Origin of the sequence: Spirosoma taeanense, assembly GCF_013127955.1 — a bacterium.
Lineage (GTDB): Bacteria > Bacteroidota > Bacteroidia > Cytophagales > Spirosomataceae > Spirosoma > Spirosoma taeanense.
In genome coordinates this window covers 3409865-3430784 of record NZ_CP053435.1, presented here as the reverse complement: position 1 = coordinate 3430784, position 20920 = coordinate 3409865, and the positions used below count along the sequence as shown (strand labels likewise).

The 20920-nt window shown below is 52.6% G+C and carries 17 protein-coding genes; 13 read left to right on the top strand and 4 right to left on the bottom strand.

Annotation, left to right across the window (positions count from 1 at the left end; genetic code table 11):
- Positions 1-147: 147 nt before the first annotated feature.
- On the top strand, positions 148-657 hold the full coding sequence (locus HNV11_RS14275) for a DUF4494 domain-containing protein (protein WP_171740306.1): 510 nt from the start codon (positions 148-150) through the stop codon (positions 655-657).
- A gap of 47 nt (positions 658-704) precedes the next feature.
- On the opposite strand, the gene HNV11_RS14270 is transcribed toward HNV11_RS14275, so the two are convergent.
- On the bottom strand, positions 705-4337 hold the full coding sequence (locus HNV11_RS14270) for an FG-GAP-like repeat-containing protein (RefSeq protein WP_171740305.1): 3633 nt from the start codon (positions 4335-4337) through the stop codon (positions 705-707).
- Positions 4338-4513: 176 nt separating this feature from the next.
- On the opposite strand from HNV11_RS14270, the gene HNV11_RS14265 reads away from it, so the two are divergent.
- The 7 genes from HNV11_RS14265 to HNV11_RS14235 all read left to right on the top strand — a co-directional run bounded on the left by HNV11_RS14265 (position 4514) and on the right by HNV11_RS14235 (position 11403).
- The gene (locus HNV11_RS14265; RefSeq protein ID WP_171740304.1) at positions 4514-4966 is read left to right on the top strand and encodes an HYC_CC_PP family protein; all 453 of its coding nucleotides are present in this window, start codon (positions 4514-4516) and stop codon (positions 4964-4966) included.
- A gap of 74 nt (positions 4967-5040) precedes the next feature.
- Complete coding sequence (locus HNV11_RS14260) at positions 5041-7326, top strand: TonB-dependent receptor (RefSeq protein ID WP_240163437.1); 2286 nt, start codon at positions 5041-5043, stop codon at positions 7324-7326.
- 23 nt (positions 7327-7349) lie between these two features.
- Positions 7350-7916, top strand: a complete 567-nt coding sequence (locus HNV11_RS14255; protein ID WP_171740303.1) for an AraC family transcriptional regulator — start codon at positions 7350-7352, stop codon at positions 7914-7916.
- A gap of 89 nt (positions 7917-8005) precedes the next feature.
- On the top strand, positions 8006-8362 hold the full coding sequence (locus tag HNV11_RS14250) for a four-helix bundle copper-binding protein (protein WP_171740302.1): 357 nt from the start codon (positions 8006-8008) through the stop codon (positions 8360-8362).
- An 87-nt stretch (positions 8363-8449) separates the two neighbouring features.
- Positions 8450-9319: a sialidase family protein gene (locus tag HNV11_RS14245; RefSeq protein ID WP_240163435.1), complete on the top strand. Its 870-nt coding sequence runs from the start codon at positions 8450-8452 to the stop codon at positions 9317-9319.
- A 173-nt stretch (positions 9320-9492) separates the two neighbouring features.
- Positions 9493-10989, top strand: a complete 1497-nt coding sequence (locus HNV11_RS14240; protein ID WP_171740301.1) for a hypothetical protein — start codon at positions 9493-9495, stop codon at positions 10987-10989.
- A 36-nt stretch (positions 10990-11025) separates the two neighbouring features.
- Positions 11026-11403 carry a heavy-metal-associated domain-containing protein gene (locus HNV11_RS14235; RefSeq protein ID WP_171740300.1) on the top strand — a complete coding sequence of 126 codons (378 nt, stop codon included), beginning with the start codon at positions 11026-11028 and terminating at the stop codon, positions 11401-11403.
- A 72-nt stretch (positions 11404-11475) separates the two neighbouring features.
- Here the strand turns inward: HNV11_RS14235 and HNV11_RS14230 are convergent, their stop codons facing one another.
- Entirely contained in the window at positions 11476-12621 is a 1146-nt protein-coding gene (locus HNV11_RS14230) for an alpha/beta hydrolase (protein ID WP_171740299.1), read from the bottom strand.
- 198 nt (positions 12622-12819) lie between these two features.
- Here HNV11_RS14230 and kynU point away from each other — a divergent pair, with 198 nt between their 5' ends.
- Entirely contained in the window at positions 12820-14100 is a 1281-nt protein-coding gene (kynU, locus tag HNV11_RS14225; protein ID WP_171740298.1) for a kynureninase, read from the top strand.
- Here the strand turns inward: kynU and HNV11_RS14220 are convergent.
- Entirely contained in the window at positions 14074-14712 is a 639-nt protein-coding gene (locus HNV11_RS14220) for a TetR/AcrR family transcriptional regulator (RefSeq protein ID WP_171740297.1), read from the bottom strand. The two genes, kynU and HNV11_RS14220, sit on opposite strands and share 27 nt — an antisense overlap.
- Positions 14713-14832: 120 nt before the next feature.
- Positions 14833-15765 (bottom strand): tRNA epoxyqueuosine(34) reductase QueG, encoded by a 933-nt coding sequence (gene queG / locus HNV11_RS14215; RefSeq protein WP_171740296.1) that lies wholly within the window; start codon positions 15763-15765, stop codon positions 14833-14835.
- 169 nt (positions 15766-15934) lie between these two features.
- Between queG and HNV11_RS14210 the strand changes: the two genes are divergently transcribed.
- From HNV11_RS14210 to HNV11_RS14195, 4 genes are all read left to right on the top strand, one after another.
- A complete protein-coding gene (locus tag HNV11_RS14210; RefSeq protein WP_171740295.1) occupies positions 15935-16540 on the top strand; it encodes a nucleotide exchange factor GrpE in 606 nt (201 codons plus the stop codon).
- Between the two features lie 96 nt (positions 16541-16636).
- Complete coding sequence (gene dnaJ / locus HNV11_RS14205; protein WP_171740294.1) at positions 16637-17806, top strand: molecular chaperone DnaJ; 1170 nt, start codon at positions 16637-16639, stop codon at positions 17804-17806.
- A gap of 1112 nt (positions 17807-18918) precedes the next feature.
- Positions 18919-19110, top strand: coding sequence for a hypothetical protein (locus tag HNV11_RS14200; protein ID WP_171740293.1), 192 nt, complete (start codon positions 18919-18921; stop codon positions 19108-19110).
- Positions 19111-19262: 152 nt separating this feature from the next.
- Positions 19263-20861, top strand: a complete 1599-nt coding sequence (locus HNV11_RS14195; protein ID WP_171740292.1) for a Na+/H+ antiporter — start codon at positions 19263-19265, stop codon at positions 20859-20861.
- Positions 20862-20920 lie beyond the last annotated feature (59 nt).

Here is a 20920-nt window from a genome sequence, read left to right as displayed (position 1 = left end):
AGAAAGGCCGGAAGTTTAATGCAGAAAGGAGAGTCGCCCGCGCTCAGAAAGCCGGCAGGAATGGGGGTATCGATTACGGTAAATCACTTTTTTTCGGCACCTTTGCCGCCTGCTTTTTGTTCTAATTATATACCAAATCACTGAAAAATGCCTAACTGGTTCCTCGGAAAAATCCGCTATCAGCAACCCATTGACGACTCGAACGTTGGCACGCGGAACGAAGAGTTTATTAAGCAGAAAACCGTGACGGAAGCCTATCTGGTGGATGCCGTTTCCTATACCGACGCCGAAGCCCGGCTTTATCAGGAGATTGCCGCCAATACCCCCGATTTTGAGATTACGGATATTTCGCGGATGAAACTCGCCGATGTCTTTCATATCGAAGACGGGGGCAACACCTGGTATAAGGTGAAGGCCCTGTTCATTACGGACGACGAAAAAACGGGCAAGCAGAAAAAAACACCCAGCCTGATGCTCGTTAACGCGGAAACGCCTAAGCAGGCCTATGAACGCATCGAGCAAAGTCTGAAATCGGCCCTCGACCCGTTCGAGATTACGGACGTGAACACGACTAAGATTCTGGATATTTTCCCGTTCAATGAAGAAGAGCAGCGCAACCTGCGCCCGCTGCATGAAGTTGTACCGGTGGAAGAATAGGTAGTTTATCGATAACTAAAAAGGCCCGGACATCCGGGCCTTTTTAGTTATCGGCGGGTCAGCGTTGCTTCGTTGAGGGCCGGTCGTTTATGCCCTTTTGAATCGGTAATTTCAATGCCCTTGACCTGCGGACTTACCAGCAGCGTTCGCGCCGACTGCGACAAAAATGAATTACCATAACTAAACTCGACTTTCTGAGTTTTACCGTCCTTAAAGGTTAGCAAGGCCGATACGTCGGTGGAGCGCAGCCGGACAGACGGAGCAGGCTGGTTGTTGCGAAACACGCACAGCCGCCCCCGATTCTGGGTAGCCACCAGCAGTTCGCGACCGCTGGCGTCGGTTAACTGCGCCAGTCCTTTGGCATTGCCGGGGACGTAGAAGCCACTGGCTGCCGTTGTCTGAGCCGTAAAACCACCTTTGCCATCGCCCCGTAGCCAGAGGCCATTCAGGGCGTCGTAGCGGCCCATGAGCACCTCGCCACCGTAGTCATTACCCACCAGCATAACGTCGAGGTTACCGTCGCGATCAACGTCATTGGCCACCATGCCAAAGATCGGTGCCATCTGTGCGGGTGTTGGCAGCGGGTGCAGTTCGAATTTACCATTCCCTTTGTTTTCCACGTAAGCCGACTGGAAGTAATTCGCTTCCAGCACCAGCGCCTTTTCGCGTTCTTCGTCCGTCAGGAGTTTATCAATGCTGGCCTGCGTAAAATCCTTATACAGTGGAAACCGCTTCCGCATGGAAATCATCTGCTTGATGAGATCGTCGCGGCCGTGGAACGTAAACTCCCGGCGGTTTCCTTTTTCGTCGGGGATGAAAATAGTCGGGATGGCGTCGTAAAAGCCGTTGTTGTCGAAGTCGCCCGCGTAGACCCGTACCGGTTCCTCTTTACTGGCGCGCATGCGGGCGTTCTGGCCGAGATTCCCCGCTATGTAGTCGATGTCGCCGTCGCGGTCGAAATCACCAGCCACCAGCGAATTCCACCAGCCTTTCTGCTCACTTAGCTGGTCTTTGGCAGCCTGTAATTTGCCCTGCTGGTTTTTCAGTAAAGTCAGGGGCATAAACTCGCCGGCCAGCATCAGGTCGGGCCAGCCGTCATTGTCGGGGTCGGTCCAGAGCGCATCGCAAACCAGCCCAATGTCCTGCAAAGCGGGAGCCAGCGTTTTGGTAACGTCCGTAAACCGGGGCTGACCGGGCCTGGAATCGTTACGGAGAACAAAGCTCGACACAGGCTTGGGGTAATGATCAGGTTCGACCCGGCCACCCACGAACAGATCCAGATCGCCATCGCGGTCAATGTCGGCGGCTTTCACGCACGACTTGCTGACGCTATTGGCGGGTAAGGCATTCTGTGCCAATGATAACCCGCCTTTGCCATCGTTCAGATACAGCCTGTCCTGAAAAACCGGTCCCGTAGCTATGGGCGCCGACGGATCTCCTTCGATACTGCCACTGGCAACGTAAAGATCCAGGTCGCCATCGCCGTCGGCATCAAAAAGCAGTGTACCCATGTCCTCCTGAATCTTATCCTTAGCCGTTCCGCCGTAAGGGCCGGGGACAGCCTCGCCCGGCAGCAGGTCTTTCTCGACAAAGGCACCAGCGGCCGTCTGCAGCAGAAAATGCCCTTTGTTGAACTTGGAGCCACCGACGAACATATCGTCCAGTCCATCACCGTTGACATCACCAACGGATACGGCGGGGCCAAACTGCGAGAGTTTATGCGGTAATAGTTTCTGAACGTTGAAGTCAATATACTCCAGTTCGCTATGTTGGTAAGCAATCTTCAGCGAATCCGTCACCTCGGTAAACAAACTCTTTGGGGCACTGGCGGGAGCAACCGGTTCGCGGGCATTGCGTACGTCGGCCGTCAGAACCTGATTGGGTTTTACGTTACGCAGCACCTGCTGCCGCTGGGGCTGTCCGTTCAGCCCCGGCCAGATAATCCGCACTTCATTGATCGTTGCCGTAGCGCCGAGCCCAAAATGAGCTACTGGTTCAACAGTCGACAGGTAGCCGCGGTAGGGAGTATGTTCGTAAACCTGTTTCTGGTTACCGTAATGCAATTCGACGGTGGCCCCCAGCCCCATGCGGTTCTGCGCCGGACCGACAAACTTAACCCGCAGGTAATTGGCTTTGGCACGCTTGCTTTCAACGAGGTTATTGCGGTAGACAAATGCTGAATCATTGATGTTGTTCACCACATAATCCACGTCGCCATCGTTGTCCAGGTCGCCATAGGCCGCCCCGTTGGAAAACGATGGCGTTTTCAGGCCCCACTTTTCGGTTACGTCTTCAAACCCCAGATCGCCCGCTTTGTCGCCACCTTTGTTGCGGAAGGCGTAGTTGCTGATCTTGATAATGGGAATCTGCTCCAGCATGAACGACTTGGTAGCTACCGTCGCGCTCTCCGCCCGGAACGACACGAAATCGCGGTCAGTAATGTCCTTTGGGAAACCGTTCGTGATTAGCAGGTCGCGGTAGCCGTCGTGGTCGAAGTCGAGCAGGGTCGGTGTCCAGCTCCAGTCGGTTTCGGCCACGTCGCTGAAGAGACTGATGTCGCTGAACACGGGATGCACGCCACCCGCAACCGTCGGGACTGGCCCCTGGTTAAGCTGCAGCGTGTTCCGGACGTACTGGTAGTTGAACTTATACTGCTCGTTGTTGAGGTAGGTCTGGTAGTTATTCGGCCCGACAAGCATCTTCTTGCGGTAGTTGTCGCGCGGGAGCATATCCACCGCCACGACATCGACCAGTCCGTCGTTGTTGATGTCGGCCACGTCGTTCCCCATTGCCGAACTGCTCGTGTGCTTAAAATACTGCCCCGCCTGATCGGTGAACGTACCGTCGTGGTTATTAATGTACAGCAGGTCGTCGCTCAGGTAATCGTTCGTCACGTAAATATCTTTCCAGCCGTCGCGGTTGATGTCCGTAATATTCAATCCCAGACCATAGCCTTCGGTCAGGATATTAGCCTCTTTCGATACGTTCGTGAAGACCGGGTGGCCGAGCGTCGGATTGGGGTCATTGCGGTACAGCCGGTCGGTGGTGGGCGACGAGCCGTCCTTGACTTTATCGTGATAGGCGTTGGGGTAGTTTTCGATGGTGTTCGTCAGAACGTACAGGTCCAGATCGCCGTCGTTATCATAATCGAAGAAAGCCGCGTTGGTCGTGTGGCCGTCGTCGGCGATACCGTATTCCTTCGCCATTTCGCGGAATACCGGCGGCTGGCCATTTTTCGCCCCCTGGTTCACGAACAGCAGGTTCTCCCGTTTGGCGGCTACCTTACTGACAGTTGCTCCGACGTAAATGTCCAGCCAGCCGTCGTTATTAATGTCCACCAGCGCCACACCGGAGCACCACTTGCCGTTACCGCCTACGCCCGCCTTCTGCGTAATGTCTTCAAACTTAAACTCCCCCTTGTTCAGATAGAGTCGGTTGGCCACCTGATTGCCGGTAAAGAACACGTCCGACAGGCCATCGTTGTTGAAATCGCCGATGGCGGTGCCCCCCCCGTTATAGATGTATTCGAAGTCGATAATGTTCATCGTATCGTTGTCAACGATACGATTTGAGAACGTAATACCGGTTTCGTCGGCGGGCAGGAGCGAGAAAAGTGGCTTGTCGCAGGCCGTCAGCAGGAGCGAAAGCCCAGTCAGAATCGGAAGAAAAGAATAGTTCACAGGTTAGCAGCCGGGCAGTTACGTAATTTGGCAAAAACAAAAATACGACTTGGTAAAGATTTTTCATAAAAAAGTAAAGGGCAGGATCATTGAATAATCAGGCGTAGCTGACCAGCGTCGAACTTTTTGCCGGGTAGCTTGCTTTTATACTTGTCCAATTCTACATTTGGTCCGCTATGAAACGTGCTTTGTTCCGATTGTTCAACCTGTTGATGGCCTGCGTCGTGCTGCTGAGCAGTACCGGCTTTGGGCTGGTTGAGCACACGTGTCAAATGCGCGGCAAGAAAAAGACGGTGGTCGTTGCCTTCAGCGAAAACCAGCAGCAGGTGGGTTGTGCTACGGACAACAATCCTATGCCGGTCCAGGAAACCGTCGTCAAGAAAACCGAGTGCTGCCAGGACGATCAGCACTTTGAGAATGTTGACGTTACGTCCTCGCTGAGTCAGTTAGTTGCGAAGTTTGTCAAGACCGTAACGGAAACGGTTCTGGCGGGCGTTACGGCCCTGCTGACCTGGATGGTCGAGTGGATTTTTGCCACCGATACTACGTCATCCATTTCGTCTCTCCCGTCTCTTCCTTCCCGTTCCGGGCGGGATATTCTGACGCTTGTTCACACACTTCTGATTTGAGGTATTGATTGATTCTGTGGCGCCGGCATCCTGACGATGCGGGCGTCTTGTGTTTCACTTCAATCAAGACCATCATGCGATTCTTCTGTCTTCGGATGGCTTTATCTGGCTTTACGCTCTGGTATGGCGTTTCGGCCATGGCCCAATCCGATTCCATACAAACAATAAAACCCGCTGCCGACACAGTATTAGTCTCAACCGCGCCCCGGCTTATCGGCACCGTTAATGAACTTGTTAAGGGAAGGCGGGTGCCTCTCGTCGGCGCTACGGTGCGGTGGGCAGAAACGTCAACGGGCACGGTGACCGACTCTGCTGGCCGGTTTTACATTCAGATGCAGCCGGCTGGTAGCCAGTTGATTGTTAGCTACGTAGGGTATCAGGCCGACACATTGCGAGTGGCCAGTCCGGCGGCTGAACTGACCGTAACGCTCCGGGCCGAGCAAACCCTGCAGGAGGTGACCGTTTCCGGCGCACCCGGCCAGATTGACCGGATCAATCCTATCCAGACGGAACTCATTACGCAGCGAACACTGGCTAAGGCGGCCTGCTGTAACCTGTCGGAGAGTTTCGAGACCAACGCGTCGGTCAGTGTGTCGTACAGCGATGCCGTCACGGGCGCGAAACAGATTCAGTTTCTGGGCCTGGGCGGGCAGTATGTTCAGACCAACGTAGAGAATATTCCGACCGTCCGGGGGCTGGCCACCGCCTTTGGCCTGAACTATATTCCCGGTACGTGGATTACGAGTATCGACGTCGGCAAGGGCGCTGGTTCGGTCGTGAATGGCTACGAGAGTATGAGCGGGCAGATGAACGTTGAATTACAAAAGCCCGACAGTCCCGATAAACTGTTCCTGAATGGATACGTTAACAGTTTCGGGCGGCTCGAAGGCAACGCCAACTGGTCGAAGCTGTTAAGCAAAACATGGAGTGTGGGCGTGCTGGGCCACGCCAGCACGTTACGCTCGGAGCTGGATCAAAACAACGACGGTTTCCGGGACCTGCCGCTGTACACCCAGTTTAACGCCATTAATCGCTACAAATACAGCAGTGAGCGGTTTATGGCGCAGTTTGGCGTGAAAGCCCTGTATGAAGACCGCGACGGGGGGCAGCTATCCCGCTTTGGTTCGTCGCGCTATGGCTTCGGCAATACCACCAGGCGACTGGAGTTTTTCTCCAAAACGGCCCGGCTTTATCCCGAAAAGCCCTACAAAGGGCTGGGTCTGATTCTGAATGGCCTGCACCACGAGCAGACGGCCAATTTTGGGTACCGGCCTTACCAGGGACAGCAGCGGACGTTCTACGCAAACCTGATCTATCAGTCCATCATCGGCAATACCAACCATACTTATAAAACCGGACTTAGCTACCTGCTCGACGACTATCGCGAACAACTTGGTTCCCGGCAAACCAGTCGCACGGAGTCGGTGCCGGGAATCTTCGTCGAGTACACGTATACGTATCCAGAAAAGCTGACGCTGGTGCTGGGCGGACGGTTCGATTACCACAATTTATACGGCGGGCAGTGGACTCCGCGGGCCCATCTGAAATACAATCTGAACCCGAACCTGACGCTGCGGGCATCGGCTGGGCGGGGCTTTCGGGTTCCGAATCCGTTCGCCGAAAACTTTGGCTATCTGGTCAGTTCGCGGGCGGTGTTTCTGGATGGTAGCCTGCGTCCCGAAATCTCTTGGAATTACGGTCTGAGCGTGACGAATGATTTTGAGCTGCTGGGCAAGAAGTCGTCGCTGGTGCTGGATTATCACCGGACAGACTTCCAGAACCAGCTGGTCGTTGACGTAGAGCATCCCCGCGAACTGCATTTTTACAATCTGAACGGAGCCAGCTTTGCCAACAGCTTTCAGGTCGAACTGAATGTGCAGCCCGTCCGTCGGTTCGAGGTGAAGGCCGCCTACCGGCTCTTCGACGTACGCCAGAGTATGGGCGGACCATTCGGCGAAGAGCGGCTGCTGCCCCGGATGATGGTCAGCCGCGATCGGGTGCTGCTCAACGCCGGGTATGCCCTACCGTTCGACAAATGGAAATTTGACGCAACGCTCCAGTGGAACGGCCCTAGGCGAATTCCCTACCTGGGTGAAGGTTATGTGCATACCAGCTACGCCAATATGCCGACCGACTTTGCCCCTGGCTTTTATAACCTCAACGCGCAGGTTAGCCGGGCCTTTCGCAGCGGCTGGGAAATCTATCTGGGGGGCGAAAACCTGACGGGTTTCCGGCAGACCAACCCGATTGTGGGCGCGGCTGATCCGTTCGGCCCCGACTTCGATGCCGGAGCGCGGGTGTGGGGACCCATCACGGGCCGAATGATATACGCCGGCTTTCGATTCAAACCGCAACTCTGAGCGCATTCTTATTCCTGATCCGTATGACATTCATCATTCGAAATATGGTGTGCGATCGCTGCAAGCGGGTCGTGCGTGAAGAACTTGAATCGCTGGGCCTGACCGTCAATCGGGTTGAGCTGGGGGAGGTAGATGTAAACGAGCTACCGCCGACCGTTACGCTTGACGCCATCCGGCAGGCATTACAGGCCAATGGGTTTGATCTGGTTGATGACCGGAAGCAGTCGCTGGTTGAGCACATGAAAGTGCTGCTGATCAATGAAATCCAGCACCTGAAAAGCGAACGGCTGGCGTCCGAAAATTTCTCTTCGTTTCTGGAGCGAAAACTAGGGTATGAGTACTCGTACCTGAGCGGCCTGTTTTCGGCGAGTGAAGGTCAGACCGTTGAGAAGTACATCATTGCGCTGAAGATTGAAAAAGTGAAAGAATGGCTGCGTTATGACGAACTGACCCTGACCGAAATAGCCTGGCGGTTAGGCTATAGCAGCGTTCAGCACCTGTCCAATCAGTTTCGGCAGGTGACGGGCCAGACGCCGGGGCAGTTTCGCAAGGCCGACCGGGCCGACCGCCGGAGTCTGGATGCGCTTTAATTCCAACCCGAATTATGTAAAAACCGAACCGGCGTAGAGGAGTTACTTTGTCAGACCAACGGTGGTCTTTATAAACTCTGACAACAGTTATGGAAACAATGGAACAGGGACACAAACACGCCGACACCTGCTTTGAATGCGCTCAGGCCTGCGAACGCTGCGTAACGGCCTGCCTCGAAATGGGCGATAATGACAGCAAAGGCCACGATATGACGGCCTGCATCAAGCTCTGCCGCGACTGCGCCGATTTCTGCACGCTCTGCGGACGGCTGGATGCCCGCGGCTCCGAGTTTTCGCGCGATTTCATGGTGTTGTGCGCGGAGATTTGTGAAGCCTGCGCTGAAGAATGCGAAAAACACGCCGATCACGTGGCCCACTGCAAAGCCTGCGCCGAAGCCTGCCGCAAATGCGCTGAAGAGTGCCGCGCTATGTCGGCAAATGCGTAATTGGTGATGCAGCGGAATAGCACCTTTAGGGCTATTCCGCTGGTTTTATCTCTTATTAATGCTCGATTTATGCCTTACTTTTTATACATGTTAACCATATTGTGGGCTGTCCGCTGGTATGGAGCTGAAACAGGACAGACCATAGGTGAAGGTACTCATCCGGCGGTGGCAATTGATCCCGCCGGTAAGGTGCATGTAGTGTATGGGCAGGGACAAAAAATTCTGTACAGTACATCGGCTACCGGCGAATCGTTTAGCCGCCCACAGCTAATTGATAGTTTACCCGGCCTGCATCTGGGAGCGTCCCGTGGTCCTCAGATAGCGGCAACGTCAGGTTCAGTAGTTATTACGGCGATTGATAAGGCTGGCGACGTATGGGCGTACCGGCTCGACCGGACTACGGGCCACTGGCAGAAGCGGATAACCGTAACAGATGTACCCCGTACCGCACTGGAAGGATTTGTTACACTGACTGCCGGCCCGGATGATACGTTCAACGCGTTCTGGCTCGATCTGCGGGGAAACAAAAGAAACAAAATTGCGGGTGCCCACTCAACCAATGGCGGGCGCACATGGTCGGCTAACCGGATCATTTATCAATCACCGGACGGGACCGTTTGTGAATGCTGTCAGCTTACGGCGGTTAGCAGGGGAGATCAGGTTGTGCTCATGTTTCGCAATTTCCTGAAAGGGTCGAGGGATATGTATCTGATTAGCTCCGCCGACGGTGGGCAGACGTTTGGCCGGGCGGTCAGGTTAGGCGTAGGTACCTGGTTGCTCAACGCCTGTCCGATGGATGGGGGCGGGTTGTTCATAAACCCACAGGGCGCTATCTGGACCGTCTGGCGCCGTAGGGATACCTTGTTTACGGCCCGCCCGGGTGAGGCCGAAACGAAAATTGCAGTTGGTAAAAATCCTAAAATAGTCTCGACGCTCAACGGTACGTATGTCCTGTAACAGCAGGGTGGACAGGTATGGGCTGTTACGCCCGGCCACGTTCAGCCACAGGTTCTGGAAGCCGGCGGCTTTCCTAAGTTAGCTGTTCTGTCGAACGAACGGGTACTGGGTCTCTGGGAGCGAGATGGGACTATTCGGGCACAAATCATTCAATGAGTTCAATATCCAACGGAATGAAAAAACTGGTTTTTACTATTGCCCTCGGCTTATCGGGCCCGGTCTGGGCTCAACATCAGCACCATCAGGGAATGACTATGCCGGTAAAGGCTACGGCGGTTGGTCAGCCGGCAGGCGACACGACGAAGCCTGCGGATCATACTATGCACACGAACATGGCTATGAACGGCTCAATGGCGAATATGCCCATGATGAACTATGGTCTGACTATGGATACCACTATGGGTATGACCCATTCGCTGTCGCGTAATCTGTCCATGAACCGTAACGGTTCCGGTACCTCCTGGCATCCTGACAATACGCCGATGTATGCCTACATGACCCACGGTAACCGTTGGAGTTATATGCTCCATTACGCCGTTTATCTGCGCTATACAGCTCAGAATGTAAACAACCCCGACGGGCGCGGGCGTGCCCGGCAGTTTGGAGCGCCCAACTGGGTAATGGGTATGGCCCAGCGTAAGGTTGGAAAGCGGGGCCTGTTTCAGGTGCGGGCCATGCTTTCTCTCGATCCGCTGACGGTCGGGAACGGTGGCTATCCGCTGCTGTTTCAGACGGGCGAAACCTATAAGGGGCAGCCCCTGATCGACAAGCAGCATCCGCACGATCTGGTTTCTGAATTGTCAGTAAGCTATGCGCATGCCTTTAGCAAAGATATTGACCTCTATGGCTACGTCGGCTACCCCGGTGAACCAGCAGTCGGACCGCCCGCGTTCATGCATCGTATTTCGGCCTTTGGCAACCCCGAAGCTCCCCTGAGCCATCACTGGCAGGATGCTACGCATATTCTTTTCGGCGTAACAACGGTTGGATTCCGCTACAAGTGGGCCAAACTGGAAGGGTCAGCGTTCAAAGGACGAGAACCTGACGAAAATCGCTTTAATTTCGATGAACCCAGATTTGACAGTTACTCTTACCGGGTGTCGGTGAACCCTTCGCCGTCGCTGGCGCTGCAGTTTTCGCAGGGTTTTCTACACAGTCCCGAAGAAGCCCACCCCGATGAAGACGTAACCCGTACAACGGCGTCGGTGCTGCACAGTAAGGGTTTAGGACCTGACAGCTACGTAACGTCGGCGTTTGTGTGGGGCATGAATAGTCACCACGGAACCCGTGAGGCTGGCTACCTGGCCGAAAGTAGCCTGCAACTCAACCGCGTAGCGTTTTACGGCCGGTATGAAAACGTAACGAAGTCAGCAGAGGAACTGGGCCTGAGTTCGTCGGAGGATGCCAAGTTCCCGAGCAGTGACCCATTCCGTCTGAATCCGCTCCTGACTATCAACAGCCTGACGCTGGGAATGAACTACAGGATTCTGGAGTATGCCAAAACGGATCTGGTGCTGGGTGCTCAGATAACGGGTAACGTTCCCGACCGCCTGCTGCAGCCTTTGTATGGGAACAGGCCAGTTTCAGGCCAGATTTACCTGCGTTTGTCCCCCAGTCTGATGAACATGAACCGCATGAAAGGTATGGGCAAAATGCACCATTCGTACTGAATTTTCGTTAATTAATTACCATAACCAAGTAAACCTATGTTACGTAACCTATTTCTGACGGCCCTAACCTCACTGATGCTGGTGGGCAATCTGTTTGCTGGCACAGCCACCCGCGGCAATACTCTGCGGGATGATAAAGAGAAAGAGATAAAGATTAAAACGTCGGCTGTCTGCACCATGTGCAAGGCGCGAATCGAGCGGAATCTAGCCTTCGAAAAAGGCGTGAAAGAAGCGGATCTGGACGTGAAGACCAAGGTCGTAACCATTAAGTATAACCCCGCAAAAACCGATGTTGCCAAACTGAAAGCAAACATCAGCAAGACCGGGTATGATGCCGAAGAAGTACCCGCCGATGAAGCGGGCTATAATAAACTACCAAGCTGCTGCAAAAAAGGCGGTATGGCCCATCAGTAAGCGTTACACTTTATCCAAAAAGCCCGGTATCAGTCGTGATACCGGGCTTTGTTATATATAAACATCCTGCTCTTACCGGAATGCATTTCGCAACTGGGTAGCTGCCAGGGCCTGAGCCTGCTGTGCTTCGGGTACAATGGCATACATGCCAAAGAATTCGTGCGTTACGCCCGTGTAAAGTTGATACGTAACCGACACTCCCTGACTCTGGAGCTTATCGCGCAACTGCATGCCTTCGGTCTGAAGCGGGTCAATCTCCGCGCCGATGATCGTTGTTGGCGGCAGACCACGCAGATCCGCTACGTCCACGAGTGAAATCAGCGGACTGTCGCCGTCAGCGGGCGATCGGAAGTATTTATCGACAAACCATTGCACCAGTGGCCGGTTAAGCGGCATAGCATTGGCATATTGATTATACGATGGGGTGTTCAGATCATTGTTGGCCACCGGAAAGACCGACAGAATATGTACCGGTAGGGGCAGACCCCGGTCGCGGGCCATCATGCTGACCGTAACGGCCATGTTGCCCCCGGCGCTTTCACCCGCAACGGCTACTTTGTTTGCATTGCCGTTGATTAGTGCAGCATTGTTTTTTACCCATTCATAGGCCCGGTAAGCATCTTCGTGAGCTGTTGGAAACTTAAACTCGGGTGCGAGCCGGTAATCAACTGAAACGACAACGGCCTTGGTTTCTTCAGCCAGCGCCAGCGTTGAGTATTCATAGACTTCCGGACTGGCAATAACCCAGCCGCCACCGTGGTAATAGACTATGACGGGCATCGGGCCGGTTACGTTATTTGGCGTATAGATTTTAGCCCGAATCTGAGCACCGTCGGCGCCCGAAATCATACGTTCGCTGATCGTCACGTTAGCCCGGGGCCGACTAATACCCTGTTTATCGAGCAGAGAATTAACAGCATCCTTAAAACTCGGTTTTGTGCGGGCCTCCTGGGGCGAAAGCGTATACAGTGGAACCGGATTCAGTCGCTGAAGCTCTTCAATAACGGCCAGCATCTGGGGCGTTATCGTTGGCCCCCAATCCGGTTTGGGGTTGTTGGAACGGATCACCTGACCCGGCTGCGGAATGCGGTGATCTTCGCAGGCTGTCAGGGCAAACGCCATACACAGAGCCAGTACTAAACTGCATCGGATCGGGCTCAGCCCGGATCTTGTCGTTGAGGCTGAGTGCACCGCCTGATTTGTAAGATTATTTTTCATAAACGTTGACATTTGTTTGTCAACAAGGGGTATACTTTATAGTTTATATAGATTTACTAAGTGGCTTAGATTATCGGTGTTGGGACATTGCCCGGATGGACAGTAGTTGCTAAGCCGGACAATCCAGAACGTGTTCTTTGCTATCGAACCAGTCAAATAAAGCCGTTCATTACTCAGTAATTGTGTTAAAGTCTATTTATGACCTACGAAACCTCCCTCACTTTTGCCCGGCAACTCGATCAGAATGATCCGCTCCGCCTGTTTCGCGATCGCTTTCATATTCCCCAGCGTGATGGGCAGCCATTGACGTATTTGTGCGGTAACTCGCTTGGTCTTCAGCCTACAACAGCCAGGGCCGCTCTGGAGCAGGAACTTACTACCTGGCAGAATCTGGGGGTGGAAGGCTGGTTTGAAGTGCCCGAAGGCGCAGAGCATACGTGGCTCGGTTACCATAACACCTGCAAAGAAGCCCTGGCGCAGATTGTGGGTGCCGATAGGGGCGAGGTTTGCCCTATGAATGCGCTGACGGTTAACCTGCATCTGCTGCTGGCTTCGTTCTACCAGCCAACCGGCCGTAAGTATAAAATTCTGACCATCAAAGGCGATTTCCCTTCGGATCAGTATGCGCTTGAAACCCACGTAAAGCTTCGGAATCCAGGCATGGGCTCGCTGGTGGACGCGATCATTGAAGTAGCGCCGAGGCCCGACGATCATCTAATCCATACAACTGACATCCAGGCCGCTATTGCCGAACATGCCGACGAGCTGGCCGTAATCTGGATGAGTGGGCTGAATTATTATACCGGACAGGTGTACAACATGGCCGCCATTGCCGAAACGGCGCGTCGGCACTGCGTCAGCATTGGCTTTGATCTGGCGCATGCTATTGGCAACGTACCGCTGCGGCTGCACGACTGGGGCGTCGATTTTGCGACCTGGTGCTCCTATAAATACCTCAACGGTGGCCCCGGTGCCGTTTCGGGTGTGTTCATTCATCAGAAACACCACGAGCAGAACCTGCCCCGGCTGGCGGGCTGGTGGGGATACCGCGAAGACCGGCGCTTCGAGATGACGCCCGGTTTTCTGCCCGCGCCCGGTGCCGATGGCTGGCAGCTCAGCACACCTAATATTCCCGCGCTGGCCCTGCACCGGGCTTCGCTTGCCATCACTGCCGAAGCAGGCATGACTGCCCTCCGCCAGAAAAGTGAGCTGTTGACCAGCTATCTGGAATATTTGCTTGGCGGCTTCGGCGAGGTACAGATTCTGACGCCCGACGACCCAAATCAGCGGGGTTGCCAGCTTTCGCTGTTGGTAAGAAAGCAGGGAAAAGCCCTGTTCCGCTTTTTAACCGAGCAGGGGATTATTGGCGACTGGCGCGAACCCGACTGCATTCGACTGGCGCCTGCGCCCCTCTACAATACGTTTGAAGACGTCTGGCGCGTAGGCGATGCCCTAAGCCGCTTTTTCGGCCAGGCTTAATCGTTCTTTCGTGAATAGATAAGCGCCCCGATAGATGTGCCGGAGCGCCATCTCAATGTTGGTCCAGCCTTCATCCGTACTCAGATCCAGCCCAAAAACAGTTTTGTGCTGCTGGCTCTGAAAGGTCAGTAACGTCATGGAACTGGCCACGATAGCAGCAAAGGCAACGCCATATTCCGCGCCGATTACCTGCGCCAGTTCATCAATCAGCTTCGTGAACTGCGCTTCCCGCTCAGCGGCAACGGAATGCTGGGGCGTGTCGGAGGTACGAAATAAGCTGGCTTTCAGAAATTCCTGCGCATTTACATTCTGCCGTAGGAGCCGAAATTCCGCCAGCGTGTATTCGCAGCAGGTATCAAACAGAACGTCGAGGGGGAGATCCTTTAGCTGGTTTATGTCGGGTGGAGCCGAGGAAACGATCGGCGGGTTACGATCGAAATAGGCTTTCAATAAGCCTTCCAGACCCCCAAAATACCGATAAATCAGAATTTTGTTGACGCCTGCCCGACTGGCAATGCGATTGATACCAAGCTGGTCAAAACCTTCTTCTGTAATGATCTGACCAACAGCACTAATAAGCCGCTGCTCCGTTTGTGGACGGTCTCGTTGCATACAAAAAACTCTTCTATGGATGTGGGTTGAACAGGCGCAATGTAACCAATAATTCACAATTACTAAAAACCGGCTGCGTTGTCTGATTCATTAGGAGCGCTGAATCCATTCACCTGAAGCTCAATCTTTATTGAAGGCGATATTGCGCTGGAGACCATCTAGCTTCGTTCGTTTCACCGCCGACCGACGGAATATTTCGCGAAACACATCCTCCGTAATTTCTTCCCAGTCTGCTTTTGTAAAGGTGGCCAGGTCCGGGTGGGGCTCGAAGGCTGGAGTTTGATGCGGACGGGCGAAGCGGTTCCACGGGCACACATCCTGGCAGATGTCGCAGCCAAACACCCAATTGTCAAGTTTCCCCCGGGCTTCTTCCGGAATGGCTTCTTTCAGCTCGATGGTGTAGTACGAAATGCACTTACTGCCATCCACTACGTAAGGAGCCACAATGGCATCCGTCGGGCAAGCGTCAAGGCAACGGGTGCAGGTGCCGCAGTAGTCGGTGATGGGGCCATCGGGCTGCAGCTCCAAGTCGAGAATCAGCTCGCCGATGAAAAAGAACGAGCCCATCTGTCGGTTGATCAGGTTGGTGTGCTTGCCCACCCAGCCCAGCCCGCTGCGTTTGGCCCAGGCTTTATCCATAACTGGCGCCGAATCCACAAAGGCCCGCCCGCCCACCTCACCGATTTCCTCGTGTATATACGCCAGCAGGTCTTTCAGTTTGTCTTTGATAACAAAGTGATAGTCAGTTCCATAGGCGTATTTGGATAGTTTGTAATCCTCATCGCCTTCCGGCAGTTTCTCGTCGGGATAGTAATTGAGCAAAACCGTTACGACCGATTTGGCTCCGTCTACCAGCAGACGCGGGTCGAGTCGCTTATCGAAATGGTTGGCCATGTAATCCATCTGGCCGTGCATGCCGTTTTTGAGCCACGTCTCCAGGCGGGGCGCTTCCTCTTCCAGAAAGTCAGCTTTGGCAATACCACAAAAATCAAAGCCCAGCGCAAGAGCTTTCGTTTTGATAAGTTGGGTATATTGGCTGGTCAACGCGTGCATACTGAAATACAGAGGTTATAAAAGGAACAGATTTCAGGGTGCTAAAAGTTGATCGTGAACGAATTTTTATCCTTAGCCGCTTATGTCAAGTTGGCAGTAAGCGTGGTTTTGGCCGGGGTTTTGCCCATCTTTGCATATGAATTTCTGGAAGCGAAATAGAAGCTCATCAATGGAAAATAAAGACATTATGGACGAAAATCTGTCCACCGATACACAACAACCTGACAACCTGACAACTGAAGACCAGTCAACTCAAGAAACCTTAACTACCGACGAGGCCGTGACGGTTAACGGCGGAACAGTTGAGGAACCTGAAACTGTCGAAGCGACGACGGATACCAGCAGCCGCGAAATCGCCGAACTAAAAGATAAATACCTGCGGCTGTATGCCGATTTCGAAAACTTCCGTCGGCGAACTGCGAAGGAGAAGCTGGACCTGATTGGCAATGCCAATGAGAGTTTGCTGAAGGCTCTGATTCCGGTTGTTGACGACTTCGAGCGGGCGATGCAGTCGATTGAGCAGACTGAAGATATCGCTGCCGTAAAAGAAGGCGTTTCGCTGATTTACAACAAGCTGTTCAAAACCCTGGAGGGCAAAGGGCTCAAACCGATGGAATCTAAAGGTGAGCCGTTCAATGCTGACCTCCACGAGTCCGTCACGCAGTTTCCGGCGCCGAGCGACGACCTAAAAGGGAAGGTGATTGACGAAGTTGAAAAAGGATATTACCTGAATGACAAGGTCATTCGATTTGCGAAAGTTATTGTAGGCAGTTAATTCAATGGGTGAATTAGCGAATGGGTGATTGAGTGAATGTTCTGTAGCATGTCTATTCGCTAAATCACTCATTCACTATTCACTCATTAAAAAGATATGGCAACCAAGCGCGATTATTACGAAATTCTGGGCGTTGATAAGAACGTCTCGCCGGACGATTTGAAGAAGGCCTATCGAAAAATGGCCATTAAATACCATCCGGATAAAAACCCCGACGACCCAACCGCCGAAGAGAAATTCAAGGAAGCGGCTGAGGCTTACGACGTACTGAACGACCCGCAGAAAAAGGCTCGTTATGACCAGTTTGGCCATGCTGGGATGGGTGGCGCTGCCAGTGGTGGATATGGCCCTGGTGGCCCGACGATGGAGGATATCTTTAGCCAGTTTGGCGACGTCTTCGGCGATGATTCGCCTTTTGGCAGTTTCTTCCGGGGGGCCAATGGCGGGGGCGGTGGCCAGCGGCAGCGCGTTCGGCGCGGTTCGGACCTGCGCATCAAGCTAAAGCTGAACCTTCAGGAAGTTGCCAACGGCGTCGAGAAAAAAATCAAGGTAAAACGACACGTAACCTGTACAACCTGCGGAGGCAACGGTTCCAAAAACGGAACCGCCGTACAAACCTGCTCGACCTGTAATGGCACCGGCCAGACCCGTAAAGTTGTCAATACAATGCTCGGGCAGATGGTCTCAACCAGCACCTGCCCAACCTGTAACGGGGAGGGTAAGCTCGTTACCGACCGGTGCGATGCCTGCTTTGGCGAAGGACGCGTACTGCAGGAAGACGTTATCCCAATCAAGATTCCGGCGGGTGTTGCCGAAGGAATTCAATTATCGGTAGGCGGCAAGGGGAACGTACCGCCACGCGGTGGCGTAGCAGGCGATCTGCTGATTGTCGTCGAAGAAGAGGAAGACGCCGACCTGAAACGCGACGGAAATAATGTGGTGTACGACCTGTATATCAACTTTGTTGATGCCGCTATTGGTACGAGTGTAGAAGTGCCAACTATTGACGGCAAGGCCCGGATTACACTTGACCCCGGCACCCAAAGCGGTAAGATATTACGTCTGAAAGGAAAGGGAATTAAAGAATTGAACGGGTACGGCCGGGGCGATGAACTGGTGCATGTTAACGTCTGGACGCCTAAAACACTATCTGCTGAAGAACGATCAATCCTGGAGAAGCTGCGCAACTCGCCCAACTTCCAGCCCAAGCCAAATAAAAATGAGAAAGGCTTTTTCGACAAGATGAAAGATTTCTTTCATGGATAAGCATTCCAAGATACGCTAAAAAAAGGCCCGGATTTCCGGGCCTTTTTTGTTGATAACTGGTATCAGATAAGCTCACGCTATTTGGTTTCCGGCTGCAAAAAACGGAGAATATCAATGAACTTAGAGCAACCAAACCCGGTAAACCGAAATAGCAATCCGTCATATATTAACCTGTTTCTGTCTGCTTATACTGAATTTATTTACAATTACTCAGTAAATCAATATAGAATCTAATTATTTGGGGAATATGGATAAAATAAAGTTTAGCGTTGACGCAGCCTGGTATTAGATTATACGAATATGATATTTCCAAGAATAGCGTATATTAGGATTTATAATCGTTTAATGTATTCCTCAATTATGTAGATGTAAATACACACTCCATTAGCAAAGCAGGCGGATAGAATGAGTAGTTGTATGACATACTGAACGTATATAGGTCTGAGATTATCGATAATACATGAAGCTATCCGGGTTTTTCATATGTAAGTATCAGAAAGCTAATGAATAGTTACTGTGAAATAAATAAGCTGGCAATGAAATTGCACGGAATAGATACCACCATTCACTTACAGTAATACTACTCACACTCTCTCACGTTATGCGACAGTCTATTTTAATTCTGGGCGCTGTTCTGGGCAGTCTGGTTGCTTTGGTTTTGTACAGTCTCGCTTTAATTGACTGGGTACAGGACTTCAAAAGCGGAATTTATACCGAGAACCAATCTGAGGCCGTACTAGAAACAGCGGCTATCCTGGTTTATTCCTACGCAGGTTTTGAATTCTTTAAACGCAGAGTAGTTCTATGAAACAAATGTTACTTAAACAATCTGGTTACTGGCTTGCGCTTATCTTCTGCGTGCTCTCTACTAATTTGCACAGTCAGTATCTTCCATTTAAAGGCGCTAATGTGATTCTGATCACAACGGATCTGGCCGATAAGGAAGCTTTCTATCTATTGCGGAGGTATTAACCGAACAGGGTATTGCCTTCTCGGGCGGTAAAGATTTTTTGCTTATCCGGGCAGAGGAAAAATCATTGGCCGGCAGCAAGGATGTTGTTTTTGAAGGAAAACTATCGGTCAATTCAGGGCTGGCAAAACTAACAGGCAGAATGCGTAGCCTGGCCCAGACAGCTGCCAGTACAGGGTCGAATGAGTTGACCGTTATTCCAATCGAATACCGTAAGAAGAGTGCCTCGCTGCAGAAAGCCGGCTTTATATACATGAATGAACTGGCGAAAAAGCTACAGCCCATCCTGCATGGCGTAATTACGTATAAGTTTCAGCAGGACGCGCTGTTGTAACGTCCTGAACTTTAAAAAGAAAGCGTTCAGAAAGCAGGCCCCGATAGTTGATCCTATCGGGGCCTGCGGCATTATATCCAGCCTGGCTCTGGAAGTTGGTTGCTCAGCGTTTATTTTAGCACCCTACCACAATCATTTTCCGCTGTCGCAGTATGCACGAAACGCTGTTTCTTTGTCTGGCATTGCTACTAGCTGTCTCGCTATTTGTCATGATTGGGCAGCGGTTACGCGTGCCGACGCCTATTTTTCTGGTGTTGGGTGGTCTGGCAATCAGCTTTGTTCCCGGTATTCCAACCATCAGTATTGATCCTGAACTGATTTTCTTGATCTTCCTGCCTCCCTTGCTGTATGAAGCCGCCTGGTTCACAGCCTGGAAAGAGTTCTGGCGCTGGCGACGGATCATTGCAGGTTTTGCCTTTGGGCTGGTTCTTTTCACCTCCTTTGCTGTAGCCTATGTGTCAAGTGCCCTGATTCCGGGCTTTACGCTGGCGCTGGGCTTTCTGCTGGGCGGGATCATTTCGCCCCCCGATGCGGTAGCCGCAACCTCTGTTCTACGGGGTATTGACGTGCCCAAACGACTCATCAGCATTCTGGAAGGCGAAAGCCTGATGAACGATGCCTCAAGTTTGATTGTATTCCGGTTTGCGCTGGCGGCTGTCTTATCCGGAACGTTTGTCTGGCAGCAGGCCGCTACCGAATTTATGTTGGTTACGATCATGGGCGTGGTTGCTGGCGTAAGCGTTGCAGGCGTGTTCTACATGATTCATCGCTGGCTGCCCACAACTACCCGGATTAATATTCTACTGACGTTCATGGCGCCATATATTATGTATCTGGCTGCCGAAGAATTCCATTTCTCCGGAGTGATGGCGGTGGTGAGCGGAGGGCTGTTCCTATCCAATCAGAGCCACCGAATCTTGAATCATAGTGCGCGTATTCAGGGTACCGGGATGTGGGCAACTGTGGTGTTTGCCCTAAACGGTCTGGTGTTTATCCTGATCGGGCTGGAATTGCCGCTGATCATGAAAGGACTGGGCGGTTACTCAAAAACAGAGGCTGTTCTCTATGCTTTGCTGATCACGCTGCTCATTATCGTGACGCGGGTAGGAGCGGCTTTCTTTACGTCTGGATTTACCCGCATCATTAGCAGAGTCATTTCAGTTGCAGATCCAAATCCCGGCTGGCGCGCTCCGTTCATTATTGGCTGGGCCGGTATGCGCGGGGTTGTATCACTGGCGTCGGCACTGTCCATTCCGTTGACGTTAACCAACGGAGAGCCTTTCCCGAACCGGAACCTGATTCTGTTCATTACGTTCGTGGTCATTCTGGTTACGCTCATCGTTCAGGGGCTGACCCTACCGTTTGTTATCCGGCTGGTAAATTATCAAGACCCGGATAATCCGGCACCCCAAGACGAGCAGGAAACCATTATTCGGCTGAAGCTACTGGATGTTGCGTTGAAGACGCTGAACGGGAAACATGCGGAAGAGGCCACCACTAATGAACTGGTCGGTAACTTGAAAAACCGGCTGGAAACCGACCTCGATCTGACGGCGCAGCACCTGCATTCGCTGGATTGTGATGCGGGGAAAATAAAGCGTTACAATCAAATTTTATCCGGCATTTTGACCGCGCAACGCGACGAGTTACGTCGATTGCGTCATAAGAAAGAGTTTGATGACGAGGTCATCCGCAAAGAAGAAGCCCGGATTGACCTGGAAGAAGAAAAAGTCGACCATCCCATCCACTGATACCAAGTTGCCTTTTTCTATGCCGGGTGGGGCCGGTAAAAAAAAGTGGCCGGTTTACT